9 protein-coding genes and 1 tRNA gene are annotated in these 15430 nt (G+C 41.8%); 7 read left to right on the forward strand and 3 right to left on the reverse strand.

Going from position 1 to position 15430, the window contains the following annotated elements:
• Window positions 1-19: 19 nt before the first annotated feature.
• The 3 genes from SKC35_RS00815 (at window position 20) to SKC35_RS00825 (ending at window position 6612) form a co-directional block, all read left to right on the forward strand.
• Window positions 20-322 (forward strand): hypothetical protein, encoded by a 303-nt coding sequence (locus SKC35_RS00815; protein ID WP_377977616.1) that lies wholly within the window; start codon window positions 20-22, stop codon window positions 320-322.
• A gap of 112 nt (window positions 323-434) precedes the next feature.
• Complete coding sequence (locus SKC35_RS00820) at window positions 435-5888, forward strand: putative Ig domain-containing protein (protein WP_377977617.1); 5454 nt, start codon at window positions 435-437, stop codon at window positions 5886-5888.
• 4 nt (window positions 5889-5892) lie between these two features.
• Window positions 5893-6612 (forward strand): hypothetical protein, encoded by a 720-nt coding sequence (locus tag SKC35_RS00825; protein ID WP_377977618.1) that lies wholly within the window; start codon window positions 5893-5895, stop codon window positions 6610-6612.
• Window positions 6613-6715: 103 nt separating this feature from the next.
• Here the strand turns inward: SKC35_RS00825 and SKC35_RS00830 are convergent.
• The 3 genes from SKC35_RS00830 to SKC35_RS00840 all read right to left on the reverse strand — a co-directional run bounded on the left by SKC35_RS00830 (window position 6716) and on the right by SKC35_RS00840 (window position 8794).
• Window positions 6716-6787 (reverse strand) — tRNA-Arg (locus tag SKC35_RS00830).
• Between the two features lie 12 nt (window positions 6788-6799).
• Entirely contained in the window at window positions 6800-7516 is a 717-nt protein-coding gene (locus SKC35_RS00835; protein ID WP_377977619.1) for an RluA family pseudouridine synthase, read from the reverse strand.
• Between the two features lie 126 nt (window positions 7517-7642).
• Window positions 7643-8794 carry an anhydro-N-acetylmuramic acid kinase gene (locus SKC35_RS00840; RefSeq protein WP_377977620.1) on the reverse strand — a complete coding sequence of 384 codons (1152 nt, stop codon included), beginning with the start codon at window positions 8792-8794 and terminating at the stop codon, window positions 7643-7645.
• 68 nt (window positions 8795-8862) lie between these two features.
• Here SKC35_RS00840 and lhgO point away from each other — a divergent pair, with 68 nt between their 5' ends.
• From lhgO to ilvB, 4 genes are all read left to right on the forward strand, one after another.
• Entirely contained in the window at window positions 8863-10062 is a 1200-nt protein-coding gene (gene lhgO / locus SKC35_RS00845; RefSeq protein WP_377977621.1) for an L-2-hydroxyglutarate oxidase, read from the forward strand.
• A gap of 5 nt (window positions 10063-10067) precedes the next feature.
• Window positions 10068-11816 (forward strand): ABC transporter ATP-binding protein, encoded by a 1749-nt coding sequence (locus SKC35_RS00850; RefSeq protein ID WP_377977622.1) that lies wholly within the window; start codon window positions 10068-10070, stop codon window positions 11814-11816.
• Between the two features lie 104 nt (window positions 11817-11920).
• Window positions 11921-13597, forward strand: a complete 1677-nt coding sequence (ilvD, locus tag SKC35_RS00855) for a dihydroxy-acid dehydratase (RefSeq protein WP_377977623.1) — start codon at window positions 11921-11923, stop codon at window positions 13595-13597.
• Window positions 13598-13680: 83 nt separating this feature from the next.
• Complete coding sequence (gene ilvB, locus SKC35_RS00860; protein WP_377977624.1) at window positions 13681-15423, forward strand: biosynthetic-type acetolactate synthase large subunit; 1743 nt, start codon at window positions 13681-13683, stop codon at window positions 15421-15423.
• Window positions 15424-15430 lie beyond the last annotated feature (7 nt).

Consider the following 15430-nt stretch of genomic DNA (forward strand, 5'->3'; position numbering starts at 1 on the left):
AATAAACTATTGAATAAATATGACAAAAGACGAAATATTTGAAATTGATAAAGTACTAGATTCAAAATCAAAAATGGATTCATTACTTATTGAAAAGCGAGGATATTATGTCTATTACAACAAGCCTAATAAGCACGACAGGCATTTAATGATTCATCATCATACTTGTGGTAATTGTTGTTTTGGTATTGGAAAGTTTTCAGAGGCAGAAGCAGGATTGAATGGTATTTGGATTGGACCAAGTGAAACAATTGAAAACCTTAAATCACACATAGTTGACATTTTTGGTTTAGAGTCAGAATTGTGCGGATGTTGTCAATAAAAGTAACTAAAAATTTAAAGTAATCTTTTAATCAAGGAAACCAAAAAGATTTTAAAAAAACAAAAAACCTTTAATTACTAAAATTATAAAGGTTTTACATCTAGATGTTAATTTGAAAAATCAATCTTACCGTAAAGTTTTCATTTTATTGTTATACAGCATTTTGTTCTTCATTAATCATCCCAGCATATCTCAGGTTGTATGGATGCCTTATTTACAAAGAACTAATTTGAAATCTGAGATATTTTTCGGGATTAATGAAAAACTATATCTCGGTGAAACTAATAAGTTTTATAAATATGATGAAATAAGTGACACACTCGTTTCTAGGACAAATCTATCTTCAACTTCGCAAGGCGTTTCATATTCATTTTCAATTGGAAAAATAGGATATGTTATCATAGAGAAAAACTTGTTTAGTTATTATCCTGAAACAAATAGGTGGGAACTTTTGCTAACCGATGTTCCAGTCAAACCAGGGGGAACTGTTCAAGTTATCAACGATAAAGCCTATTTTTTCTCCTCTATAGAAACGTATAGCTCGTGGAATACTTGTGAAACCTACACAAAAGAGGTTTGGGAATTTAAGTCTTTAAATGGAACATTTGCCAGAAAAAACGATCTTCCTTTTAAACTAGCTTCATTTGCTGGAAAGGCTAATAATTGTCAAGATTCCTACATACTTTCAATAAATTTGAAGAATAGAATTTTTATTTTAAGTAATACTTATATAAATGATAACAGTACTAATTTTATTGAATATGAGCCATTAACGGATACCTACTTATTTAAAGAACCTGTACGCTTTCCCAATAATAATAACTTTCTGCAAGCGTCAATGTTTGCATTTAACAATAAAATCCATTTCTTTTTTAGCTCTAGCTTAAATGCATCATTTGACTTATTAGAATATGATGAAATAAATAATATTTGGACTAATAAGAACAATGATTTCGATTTTACTAAAAACCAACTTGGATATTATCCTGGTTTTTTAAATGCATCGATTCCTTTATATTTTGAATCTAATTTGCCACTTAATTTACCCTATTACAAAAACAAAATTATTCCACTTCAATTCTATAACATTGGAAAAAATTTATATTCAAACACAAATAAATTTCTGCCTGCACAAAATAAATATATTGATATTGACAATTATACATTTCCTAGTGGTAATTGCTTGAATCCAGAACAAAACTTAGATATTAAGTTTAATTTAAAAGGTTTTAACAATCAACAAAATAGCACATACATCTTACAAGTTTCAGATTCTTTAGGTTATTTTTCTAATGCTGCAGCAGAAATTGAATTAAAAGTAGACTCAATTTACACAATACCTCGAAGAGATATGAGAAATGACTTGATTGATGGGGAGCCTTTCAAATTACACAACTTTGGTATTTCATTCAAAGTTTTAAACATAAATAAAAAGTATTTTGGGGCAAACTTTAAAGTTAGAATTATACAGAAAACAGATGGATTATTTACTTCAAATATTAATATCAAAAAATTATATAAAAAATCTCCACCCACTCCTTTAATAAAATCCTTCGAAGGCTTATTCACAAATAAAAAAGATGTTATCCCCATAGATACAATATGCTCTGGAAGTAATAAAAAATATGTAATTGATAATTTTAATAATGTTGATTTGTGGGAAAAAGATGAAACATATTATGAAAATCTAAAAGAATGCAACAAGGGAATTTGCATCAATAAAGGTGGGCATACTAATGCTCTGTTAGTTACTGATTCTGGTCAATATAGAGTAAATAGATCTATTGATGGATGTACATCTTATTCTAATTCATTTATTATAAAAACCATTTCTATACCATCCTCGCCTTATGGTGATTTAAAATTTTATGGCAAAAATACTATGTCTAATCTCAGTGATTCCGTTAAAATTGTCACAAATTCTGCGGCTGACATTGACTATATATGGACTAAAAATAATGCTATAATTAAACAAGCAGATGATGGGTACCTAATAGCTAAAACACCTGGAACTTACTTTTTGACTGCAAAATTTAAATCAACTGGATCTTATGTATGTGGTAGAACAACAAGTATAGATGTTTCATGCTCGTCATGCATCCCTTCAAATTTTAGCTATCCAACCCCTAAAATTCTGATTAAAGGAGCTTTAATAACTCCTTTAATACCGACTATAACAGGACCTGTAAACACATACTCCATATCCCCATCACTACCGACAGGGTTATTCTTTGACAGCAACACTGGTTATATCTCTGGAACCCCGACAATTGTTCAAATGCCTATCAAGTATATCATAACCGCAACTAATAATGCTGGTTCTGTAGTAAGTACGATTGAAATTTCGGTAACACTTAAGGCTCCAACTTCATTGAAATATCCAACATCTGCTGTTTTATTTAAGGATACATCTATCAGCGATATTAAACCGGAGGTTGTAGGCGAAATTACTAAATTCAAAATTAGCCCAGCTTTACCAGCTGGTATAAAAATTGATACAACTACAGGTATAATTAATGGCACGCCCACAGCAATAGCAACGAAAGCAACTTACACAATAACTGCTTCAAATTCAAGTGGTTCGATAACAAGTACTATTGACGTTTCGGTAACACTTAAGGCTCCAACTTCATTGAAATATCCAACATCTGCTGTTTTATTTAAGGATACATCTATCAGCGATATTAAACCGGAGGTTGTAGGCGAAATTACTAAATTCAAAATTATACCAGCTTTACCAGCTGGTATAAAAATTGATACAACTACAGGTATAATTAATGGCACGCCCACAGCAATAGCAACGAAAGCAACTTACACAATAACTGCTTCAAATTCAAGTGGTTCGATAACAAGTACTATTGACGTTTCGGTAACACTTAAGGCTCCAACTTCATTGAAATATCCAACATCTGCTGTTTTATTCAAGGATACACCTATCAGCGATATTAAACCGGAGGTTAAAGGCGAAATTACTAAATTCAAAATTAGCCCAGCTTTGCCAGCTGGTATAAAAATTGATACAACTACAGGTATAATCAATGGCACGCCCACAGCAATAGCAACGAAAGCAACTTATACAATAACTGCTTCAAATTCAAGTGGTTCGATTACAAGTACTATTGACGTTTCGGTAACACTTAAGGCTCCAACTTCATTGAAATATCCAACATCTGCTGTTTTATTTAAGGATACATCTATCAGCGATATTAAACCGGAGGTTGTAGGCGAAATTACTAAATTCAAAATTAGCCCAGCTTTACCAGCTGGTATAAAAATTGATACAACTACAGGTATAATTAATGGCACGCCCACAGCAATAGCAACGAAAGCAACTTACACAATAACTGCTTCAAATTCAAGTGGTTCGATAACAAGTACTATTGACATTTCGGTAACATTAAAGGCACCTATCTCGGTGAAATACCCTAGTCCATTAGTATTCAGTAAGGATTCGCCAATTGCGGATGTTGCACCTGAGGTGAATGGCTTTGCTACTAAATTCAAAATTAGCCCAGCTTTACCAGCTGGTATAAAAATTGATACAACTACAGGTATAATTAATGGCACGCCCACAGCAATAGCAACGAAAGCAACCTATACGATAACAGCTTCGAATGCAGGTGGATCGATTACGGGTACGGTGGATATTACGGTAACTAGACCGAACAAAGTACCAGTCTTTGGCATTAATGTATTCACACTTGCAGAGAACGCTAAAACGGGTACTATCGCTGGTAAGATTACAGCAACAGATGGTGACGGTGACGTGATTAAGTATAGTGTAGTCAATTTTGGTGATGTGTTTGAAGTAGATAGTTTAGCAGGTAATTTAAAAGTGAAGAACCCGGCTAAGCTTGACTTTGAAACCACTAAGAAGTTCACGGTTTCGGTATCTGCTTACGATGGTATCGCTACCACAGTAGGTGATGTGACTGTTAATATTACAGATGTGAATGAAGGTCCTAAATTTGATGCGGTAGCACCTATCAGCGTTAAAGAAGATTTAGCGATTGCTTCTACATTAGTTACCTTGAAAGCGGTGGATCCAGAAGGCGCAACGACAGTCACGTACTCGATTGCTGGAGGAAACGCAGATGGACTATTCGAATTGAAGAATGGTAATGTCTTGACTTTGAAAGCGGCATTGGATTATGAAACAGCTAAATCGCACACACTTAAGATTAAGTCAAGCGATGGTTCTGCAAGTGATTCGACAAACGTGGTAATCAATGTATTAGACATTCCGAATGCAAGCGTTGAACAAGCGTTCAAAGTGAACGTTTACGACGTGGTTTACGAAGACACGAAAACGAAGTTAGACTACCGTTCATTCATGAGAACGGAGTTAACGAAAGCATCAGGATTTGTCTATGAGATTTCTGGTGGTGCAGATGCGGCTTTATTCACAATCGATCCTAACACAGGAACATTGAACTTTAAAGTTGCGCCTGACTTCGAGAACCCTACGGATGCAAACAAGGATAATGTCTATGAAGTAAAGATTAAGATTTCAAATGCAACGGATGGTGCAGTTGAGGTGCCTGTAGTTACTTCTCAGAAAACCTTACTTGTACCAGAAGCAAATCCTGCGCCTGTCACTCAAGTGGCTGCCATAGTCACTACCCCGCAATCTGATACGGATGGGGATGGTGTTGTAGATACGGCTGATAACTGTCCATTGACAGCAAATGCGAGCCAAAAAGATACAGACGGTGACGGTCAAGGTGATACATGTGATGATTCAGATGGTGACGGAATCTTTGATGATGTCGACAAGGAAATTGCATCAGCACCAGGTTCTGTGGTGGATGTAACGGGTGTGGCAATGTTTAGCTTACCAGTTTCTAACTACCGTGTTTCATCATTGTCAGCAACTTGCGTAGGAAATAACTCTGGATCATTCTCAGTGAAGGTATTAAATACGTCTCTAGTCTATACCATTAAGACTGCAGGTCCTAATTCATTCACTAAGTCAGAAGATTTAGACGGATCGAAATCGAATACTTATACACTAGGTAGCCTTGCAAAAGGAACGTACACGGTATGTGTAACGATAGCAGGTAAAACGGGTTACGAACAATGCTTCGAGGTGACTATCAAGGAGCCAGAGGCATTGAAAACGAACAGCGTGTTAGATCCTATAGCAAATTCGATTAAACTAGATATGTTTGGTGCTTCGAAATACAATGTATCGATCAATGGTGTGACTGAAGTGGTTTACAACAATACGTTTAGCAAAGTATTAAATACAGGTCTAAGTAGAATTGTGGTAACGACTGATCTAGCTTGCCAAGGCAAGTATATGGAAGAAGTGTTCTTATCAGAAGAGGTAGTAACTTACCCTAATCCGACTACAGGCATCTTCCATGTAAATATCCCAGGACGAGATACAGAATTACAGGTTTCTGTGAATAGTATTTCATTAAATACGATGTTAGACCAAAGAGTACAAATTCCAGCTTCTAGACAAATCGACATAGATTTATCTAATATGCCAATGGGTACCTATGTGGTTCAATTAGTAGGAGAAAGTGTACGAAAAACCGTTAAAGTTGTTAAAGAATAAAAGTGTGAGAAATCTGAAAATCTATATAACAGCTCTAGTATTGGCTGGATGTTCTGGAGGTGATCCAGCACCCACGCCTACGCCTCCTACGCCACCTATTCCTACAGTTAATGCACCAGGGGCTGTTACTTTGTCAGCGCCAGAGAAAAATAAAACCTGCGAGCCTGGTGCCGTCATTTCGGATACACAACGTGAGGTTTCATTTTCATGGACAGCATCAGCTAACACGGATTCCTATGATATGGCCATTACAGATTTAAATACAAATGCTGTAACGACGGTAGCTGGAATTACTGGTACTAGTACGAAAGTGAATTTAACCAAAGGGACTCCTTATTCTTGGAAATTGACTTCTAAGTCTACTAAATCCACTCAGACCGGTACTTCAGAGACATGGAATTTCTATCTAGCTGGTACAGGAGTGAGTAATTTTGCTCCTTTCCCGGCTACGATTGTTTCCCCTACACCAGGATCAACGGTTACGCCTAAAGCAGGTAAAGTTACTTTAAGCTGGACAGGATCAGATCCAGAGAACGACAAACTAACTTACACAGTATATTTAGATGCAGTAGATGGCAAGCAAACCCCTACTCCGGCATTGACAAATATTACATCGACTTCCGTGGATGTAACTATAGAGGCAGGGAAGATTTATTACTGGAGAATTAAAACCTCAGATGGTTCTAATACCTCTACAACGATTGTGTATCAGTTTAAAAATTAGACCAGTCTTTTAGGGGGTAGTGCAGTAACACAAGGCATTAATTTAAATACAAAAGGACATCTCATTACGAAATGTCCTTTTTTGTTGACCAGAGGTCGATTTGTAGCCTCGGAAGGAATCGAACCTTCATCTTAGGTACCGGAAACCTACATTCTATCCATTGAACTACGAAGCCAGGGCTGCAAAATTACGAATACTTCTCCAAAGTCTTTACCAGCACATTGAAATCTTTTGGATAGGGTGCCTCGACTGTAATTGGATCGCCATTCATCAAGTTGAAGGATAAACTATGGGCGTGAAGCGCTACGCGGCGCATAACGGGTAATTCTTCCGTATCTTTTTTCAAATGGAAATTGCGTTTTAGATCGGATAAGTATATTTCTGGGCCGCCGTACATCGCGTCTGAAACGATAGGCGCTTTGAGGCAGGTCAGGTGAATTCGGATTTGGTGCATGCGTCCTGTGATGGGCATACATTCTACTAAGGTATATCCTCGGAACACTTTCAGGGTGCGGAACCAGGTTTCGGCGTGCTTTCCTTTGGCACGATCAATCACCACTTTTCCATCTTTCAAAGGCAATATGGGTAAGTTGACCAAAAAGCCATCCCAATCCTGCATCCCCTCCACGACCGCGTGGTAGCGTTTCGCCGTTTCGCGGTGCTCGAATTGCATGGAGATGTGGCGGTAGGCCTCTGGATTTTTAGCGATCACTAAAGCCCCAGATGTTTCTTTGTCCAAACGATGTCCCACCTGCGCATCAGACGAATATTCCTTCGCTAAACGCAAGATAGCCGGCGCTAAATCATCCTTCCGCTCATCCAGCGTAGAAATGCCAGAGGGCTTGTTAATCACAATAAAATCAGCATCCTCGAAAAGGATGGAATCGGTAAATTTGTATTTCATGTTTTGCGCTGCTTCGCAGCTTAAAAGTCGTTGCTTCGCAACTTAGTCAATGAGTCGCCGCTGCGCGGCTTAGTCTGAAGGACACTATCTCTACTCTCTACTCTATAATCTCTAATCTAATAATCGCTATAAGGAAATCTTGCCCATACTCACCCACGGCGAATCCCCCAATCTCTCCGCTCCCGGCGAATCCGCCAACGTTTCATTCGCTAACAAGGCAAATAAAACGGCCTCTTTTGCTGCAGATGGCATACCCAGCTCATCACTTTCACAAACGCGGAAAGGAAGAAGCTCGGTTAAACGGGCCATGATCACGGGGTTTTTGCTGCCACCACCACTGACGTAAACGGTACCATCAATGCCAGATGGAATGTAGGTTTTCATGGCGAGGGCGATGCTTTGGGCAGTGAATTCCGTTAAGGTTGCGACTAAATCAGCTGGGCTAATCGAGGCGTGAACAAGGTCTAAATTAAAGTATTCCGGGCCGGTGCTTTTAGGGAATGAATCCTTGAAAAAGCTGAGGCTCATTAGCTCTGCCAAAATGCCCGCGTCGATTTTTCCGGAGAGCGCGATGGCACCATCTTCGTCGTAGGCTTGATTGAAATAACGGCGAACCGCGGCGTCAATCAAGGTATTTCCTGGGCCGGTGTCTGTTACTAAAATGCCAGCTGGGTCACCCGAAGCAGGCAAGTAGGTGAAGTTTCCGATGCCGCCTATGTTTAATAAAATCCGATGTTCCCCTTTCTTAGAAAACAAGAAATAATCGCCAAACATCGCCAAAGGAGCCCCCTCGCCACCGGCTGCCACGTGTTTTTGGCGGAAGTCAGAAAGGGTAATGATGCCCGTTAACTGGGCGATGTGATCGCCGTCACCAATTTGCAAGGTCGAATGCGGGAGTTTACCGGTTCTGTCCGGGCGGTGCATGACGGTTTGACCATGGGAGGCAATTGCGTCTACCTCGGACGGTGAAACACCCCAGCTAGCTAAAACTTCTAAAATTATAGCGGCATGCAAACGTCCAATTTGCGCGTTAAGCGTGGAAAGGGTAGGGAAATGAATGTTTTCTTTGGCAAAAACCGAACGAATTGATTCCTTAAATTCTGCCGGATAAGGGCGGGTGTCGTAGTGCAAAATTTCGTACGAGGTATCCAGCCCAAAACCCGTGAAGCGAACTAAGGCTAAATCCAAACCATCCAAAGACGTACCCGACATCAGACCTAAAATGGTCCGAGTAGGGGCTTTGGAAATCTGGTATAGTTGCTCAATCCGCGGGTTCATAGGTCAAAGCTACGAATAATTCTTTTTACCACCGTTTAGCCGTATATTTGTTGTTCAAATTTCATTTTATGGCATTAGACGTAATCATCGTAGGCGGCGGCATCGTGGGCCTCGCAACGGCGCATCGCTTATTAGAGGCGAGACCTGATCTTCATATCGCTTTGTTTGAGAAAGAAAGCATGGTTTCTATGCACCAAACAGGCAATAATTCCGGCGTGATCCACTCAGGATTGTACTACAAACCGGGTTCTTTGAAAGCAAAGAATTGCATCGAGGGTTACCATCAATTGATTGATTATTGCACGAAAGAGAACATTCCATTTGAATTGACCGGAAAAATCGTGGTCGCTTCGACGGAGGAGCAACGTGGACAATTAGAGACTTTGTACCAAAGAGGTCAACAAAATGGCTTGGATGGTTTGAAAAAATTGAGCCTAGCAGAAATGCGCGAATACGAGCCGCATGTGACAGGGGTAGAAGGGATGTTCGTTCCTCAAACAGGTATCGTAGATTACCGAGCAGTCGCTGCGAAATTAGCCGTAGGAACCCAAATCAAGGGTTGCGAGATGCATTTAGGTGAGCAAGTGATTGATATCAAGAAAGGCTTGACCTTCTCGATCGTGGAAACGACGAAGTCAGTCTACGAAGCAAAATTAGTGATCAACTGTGCCGGCCTTTACTCGGATAAAGTAGCGCAGATGACCCAAAAAGAACCTCTGGACGTACGCATCGTGCCTTTCCGCGGGGAATATTTTAAGCTGAGAAAAGAGAAAGAATACTTAGTGAAGAACCTGATTTATCCAGTGCCAGATCCGAATTTTCCGTTCTTGGGCGTTCACTTCACCCGCATGATGCGCGGTGGTGTGGAGGCGGGACCGAATGCGGTTTTGGCCTTTAAGAAAGAGGGTTACAAGAAATTAGGGATAGATGTGAAGGAACTTTGGGATACCTTAACGTGGCCTGGATTCCAAAAAGTAGCGGTGAAATACTGGGAAACTGGTTTGGGCGAAATGTACCGCAGTTTCTCAAAAGAGGCCTTTACGAAAGCTTTACAAGTCTTAATTCCAGAGATTCAAATCAATGATTTAGTCGAAGGCGGCGCGGGTGTCAGAGCTCAAGCTTGCGACAGAAATGGGGGATTATTAGATGATTTCTCGATCGTGGAAGATGCGAAAGTGATTAATGTGTTGAATGCGCCTAGTCCGGCGGCGACCTCGTCCTTATCTATCGGTAAGACGGTGGCGGAAATGGCTTTAAGTAGATTCTAAAAATTATGAAATTATTACTGAATTATTTACAAGTATACCGCTGGCGCGTGGTGGGGGCCTTAGCGCTGGCAGCCACAAACCAGATATTCTCCTTGATGGATCCTTATATTTTCAGGAAGATCATCGATGATGTGGCGGCGGTGTACCGCTCGGATACCCACACGATGGACCAGTTCGTGGCGGCGATTTGGCCTTTGGCCTTAGCGTCTGTGGGCGTGGCTTTCGTGAGCCGGGTAGCGAAAAACTTTCAGGATTATTTCATCAATACAGTAACCCAAAAAGTAGGGGCAAACCTCTATTCAGACGGTATTCGCCACTCCTTGGAGCTGCCTTATGAGACGTTTGAGGACCAAAGATCGGGCGAGACCCTGGGCAAACTCCAAAAAGTCCGCACCGACGTTGAAAAACTGATCACCCTAGGAATCAACATTTTATTCCAATCGATCATTGCCTTGATCTTCATCTCGGTCTATGCCTTTTCGGTGCATTGGATGGTCATGCCCCTTTTCCTAATCACTGGTCCGCTAATCGGTTACGTATCGTCCGTTTTAAGTAAGAAGATCAAAGTGATTCAGATCGAAATCGTAAAGGAATCGACGGGTCTAGCCGGATCTACGACGGAATCCTTGCGCAATATCGAGCTAGTGAAATCTTTAGGATTAGCAGAGCAAGAGATCGCCCACTTAAATGCGACGACAGAGAAAATCCTGAAGTTAGAGTTGAAGAAAGTGCGTTACGTGCGTTCGATGGCCTTTGTTCAAGGAACCTGCGTAAACTTGTTGCGTATGCTCATGGTGGTCGTTTTGATTTACTTGATCTACGAAGGAAAGATTACGATCGGTCAATTCTATTCGTTGAACATCTATTCATTCTTCTTATTTAATCCATTGCAAGAGATTGGTAATGTGGTGAATACCTACCGCGAGGCAGAGGTGTCGCTCCAAAATTTCGAGCAAGTATTAAGTATTCCATCGGAGAAGAAACCAGCAAACCCCAAGGCGATTTCGTCTATTCAGGAATTGAAGTTCGATCACGTTTCATTCAAACACCAATCCGCTACAACGGAAGCTTTGGATGGAATCACCTTCTCCGTAAAAGGCGGCGAGACGATTGCTTTTGTGGGGCCTTCAGGCGCCGGAAAGTCGACTTTAGTCAAGTTGCTAGTAGGTTTATACCGTCCCAAAAAAGGACAAGTATATTACAACGGCGAACCAAGTGACGCGATTGATTTCGATGAGTTGCGCAAGAAGATCGGTTTTGTTACTCAAGACACGCAATTGTTCTCGGGCTCGATTCGCGAGAACTTGTTGTTCGTCAACCCGAACGCGACGGACGCACAATGTATGGCCGTGTTAGAGAAAGCTGCCTGCCAAACTTTATTGGCCAGAGCCGACAAAGGATTAGATTCCTTGATCGGGGAGGGTGGTGTCAAAGTGTCCGGAGGCGAGAAGCAGCGTTTAAGTATCGCGCGCGCCTTGCTGCGTGATCCTAATTTATTGGTTTTTGATGAGGCGACATCGGCTTTGGATTCTTTGACAGAAGAAGAAATTTCCGAAACCATTCGTTCTTTATCCGTTGATACGGAGCACCTTACGATCTTAATTGCGCACCGTTTATCGACGGTGATGCACGCAACGCGGATCTATGTGCTAGAGAAAGGACAGATTGTAGAACAGGGCTCGCACGACGATTTAGTGGCGAGCAAAGGATTGTATTTTGCGATGTGGAGACAGCAGGTAGGAGAAAACAAATAATTAATTTTGCTTTTTCTATAATTGCCAAAGATTCTTTGGCATAAACTACTCGTCTACAAATCGAATTGCGTATATTTATCGTTTGAAAAAATTTCTTAAACCCTATGTCATTAAATAAGTATTCACGGACATTAACTCAGGAAGTATCTAATCCCGCTGCGAAAGCGATGCTCTACGGTATCGGCTTAACATCAGAGGATATGAACAAAGCCCAAATCGGTATCGCAAGTACGGGTTACGAAGGCAACACCTGCAATATGCACTTGAATGGCTTGTCTGTTCACGTGAAAAAAGGGATCCAAGAGAATGGAATGGTCGGCTTGATCTTCCACACGATCGGGGTTTCAGACGGAATGACGAATGGAAATGACGGGATGAGCTATTCGTTGCCATCACGTGATATCATCGCAGATTCAATTGAAAACGTGGTAGGGGCACAATGGTACGACGGCGTCATCGCAGTCGTAGGTTGTGATAAGAATATGCCTGGCGCCATGATGGCGATGGCACGTTTGAACCGCCCAGGGATGCTAGTTTACGGCGGAACGATTCGCAGCGGTTCTTACAAAGGAGAGAAATTAGACATCGTTTCGGCATTCGAAGCTTTGGGAAAAAAATATGCAGGAACTATCTCTGACGAGGATTATGAAGGCGTCATTCGCAATTCAATCCCGGGAGCAGGAGCCTGCGGCGGTATGTACACAGCGAACACGATGGCTTCTTCGATGGAAGCGATGGGCTTAGTACTACCTAATTCATCGACGTATCCAGCCACACACGAAGGTAAGAAAGAGGAGTGCTTAGCAATAGGCGCGGCGATGAAAGTATTATTAGAGAAAAACATCTGTACACGTGACATCATGACGCGCAAGGCATTCGAGAATGCGATGACGGTGGTGATGGCCTTAGGAGGTTCTACGAATGCGGTGCTTCACTATTTAGCGATTGCACACGCCGCTGGAATCACGTTTACCTTAGAAGATATCCAAGCTATTTCAGATCGCACGCCTTTGATCGCAGACTTAAAGCCAAGTGGTAAATACTACATGGAAGACGTTTTAGCGATCGGTGGAATGCCAGCGATTTTGAAATATTTGCACAGTGTGGGCTTGTTACACGGCGAATGTTTGACGGTGACAGGAAAGACGATGGCGGAGAACCTTGCGGAGGCTCCTGACTTGAATTTTGACACACAAAAAATTATTTATCCGATCACGCAGCCGTTAAAGCCTACGGGTCACCTGCAGATCTTGTACGGTAATTTAGCTCCAGGCGGTGCCGTGGCGAAGATTACAGGTAAGGAAGGCGAACGTTTTGAGGGTATTGCCAAAGTATGTGAGCGCGAAGAAGAGGTCATCGAATATATCTCGAAAGGGGAGATCAAAGCGGGTCACGTCATCGTGATTCGTAATGAAGGTCCTAAAGGGGGGCCAGGTATGCCAGAAATGTTAAAACCTACTTCAGCTGTTATCGGTGCTGGATTAGGAAACTCGGTAGCGATGATCACGGATGGTCGTTTCTCTGGAGGTACACACGGATTTGTGGTAGGTCACGTGACGCCGGAAGCGCAAGAAGGTGGTCCGATAGGCCTAGTGAAAGACGGTGACAAGATTACGATTGATGCGGTGAACAATACCTTGGTATTGCACGTATCGGATGAAGAATTAGCAGAACGCAAGAAGAATTGGAAGCCTATCGAGTCTCCATTCAAGCAAGGCGTTCTACGCAAATACATTAAAAGCGTATCTTCTGCTAGTCAGGGATGTGTGACGGATTTATAAGAAATTAATTTTTTTATCTATCCAGAAGGCTTAAATTGAGCTTTCGAAACCATTGAAACAGAATTTTTGAATAATAGTTAACCATGGGACAAACCCAAACTCAAACCGAAGCAGCTAATCAACCTGGCCAAAAGAAATTTTTGTCCGGCGCTCAAGCTATCATGCAATCATTGGTAGAGCAGGGTGTGGATACGATTTTTGGTTACCCTGGTGGGGCCATTATGCCTACCTATGATGCGCTTTACGATTACCAAGATCGCCTAAAACATATTTTAGTTCGCCACGAGCAGGGAGCAGGACATGCCGCTCAGGGTTACGCTCGTATGTTGAACAAGGCGGGAGTTTGCATGGTGACTTCTGGTCCTGGTGCTACGAATTTAATCACGCCTATCGCGGATGCGATGTTGGATTCTACTCCCTTGGTGTGTATCGTAGGGCAAGTAAAAGGAAATTTGTTAGGAACCGATGCGTTCCAAGAATGCGATTTGATCGGTATTTCCATGCCGGTAACGAAGTGGAATTACCAAGTTCTGGATGCCAATGAGATCCCTGAGATCATGGCGAAAGCTTTCTACATCGCGGAAACTGGTCGCCCTGGCCCCGTTTTAATTGATATTACGCGTACGGCTCAAACTGATTTGATGACCGTGCCTTTTGAATACAAACCATGTACTTCGATCATTTCTTACAAACCGCGCGTGGAGCCGAAGGCAGAACACGTGGAGGCAGCAGCGAAATTGATTAATGGTGCTAAGAAACCTTATATTCTAGCGGGACACGGTGTGTTAATCGCTGGAGCAGAGAAAGAATTAAATGATTTCGTGGATAAAACGGGCATTCCGGTAGCGACAACACTATTAGGGATGTCATCAATGGATGCAGATCACCCGCTATTTGTGGGCTGGCCGGGTATGCACGGAAATTATGGTGCGAACGTATTGACGAACTCTTGCGATGTATTAATCGCAATCGGGATGCGTTTTGATGACCGTATCACAGGTGATTTAGCGACTTACGCGAAGCAAGCGAAGGTGGTTCACATTGAAATCGACCCGAGTGAAGTAGATAAAAATGTGAAGGCAGATGCTCCAGTCGTGGGGGATGCGAAGGCGGCACTTCAGGCCTTATTGCCTTTAGTGAACAAGGCGGACCACAGCGAATGGAGAGCTGAATTCAAGAAATACGACGACGAAGAATACGAAAAAATCACGAAGAAGGACTTGTTCCACGAAGGGGATAAGATCAAGATGGGTGAGGCCGTCAATCTGTTGTCAGATAAAACCAAAGGAGAAGCCGTAGTCGTAACAGACGTAGGGCAACACCAAATGATTACGAATCGCTATTACCGTTTCAAAAAGCGTAATTCGATTGTTACTTCTGGTGGCGCAGGAACGATGGGCTTTGCTTTACCGGCGGCTTTTGGTGCGAAGGTTGCGGTACCAGAACGCGAAGTAGTAGCGGTCATCGGTGATGGTGGTTTCCAAATGACCTTGCAAGAACTAGGTACCATCGCGCAGAGCGGTTTGCCAGTGAAAATAATCATCTTGAATAACAATTTCTTAGGCATGGTGCGCCAGTGGCAGCAATTGTTCTTTGAGAACCGTTATTCTTTCGTTGAATTGCAGAATCCAGATTTCATTACGATTGCCAAGGGTTTTGGTATTGCGGGTCATACCGTTTCAGATCGGGCGGAATTAAGTGATTCATTAGATACTTTATTGAAGTCAGATAAGCCGTATCTGTTAGAAATCGTTTGTGAAAAAGAGGAAAATGTATTCCCCATGGTACCTGCGGGTGGCTGTGTAACAAGTATCAGGTTAGAATAATCCTATG

Origin of the sequence: Aquirufa originis, from assembly GCF_042714495.1 — a bacterium.
GTDB lineage: Bacteria > Bacteroidota > Bacteroidia > Cytophagales > Spirosomataceae > Aquirufa > Aquirufa originis.

Excerpts from the sequence above, each read along its gene's own strand:
- SKC35_RS00850 (WP_377977622.1), top strand. The coding sequence starts at position 10,068 with ATGAAATTATTACTGAATTATTTACAAGTATACCGCTGGCGCGTGGTG.
- SKC35_RS00840 (WP_377977620.1), bottom strand. The coding sequence starts at position 8,794 with ATGAACCCGCGGATTGAGCAACTATACCAGATTTCCAAAGCCCCTACT.
- SKC35_RS00815 (WP_377977616.1), top strand. The coding sequence starts at position 20 with ATGACAAAAGACGAAATATTTGAAATTGATAAAGTACTAGATTCAAAA.
- SKC35_RS00835 (WP_377977619.1), bottom strand. The coding sequence starts at position 7,516 with ATGAAATACAAATTTACCGATTCCATCCTTTTCGAGGATGCTGATTTT.
- ilvD (WP_377977623.1), top strand. The coding sequence starts at position 11,921 with ATGTCATTAAATAAGTATTCACGGACATTAACTCAGGAAGTATCTAAT.
- lhgO (WP_377977621.1), top strand. The coding sequence starts at position 8,863 with ATGGCATTAGACGTAATCATCGTAGGCGGCGGCATCGTGGGCCTCGCA.
- ilvB (WP_377977624.1), top strand. The coding sequence starts at position 13,681 with ATGGGACAAACCCAAACTCAAACCGAAGCAGCTAATCAACCTGGCCAA.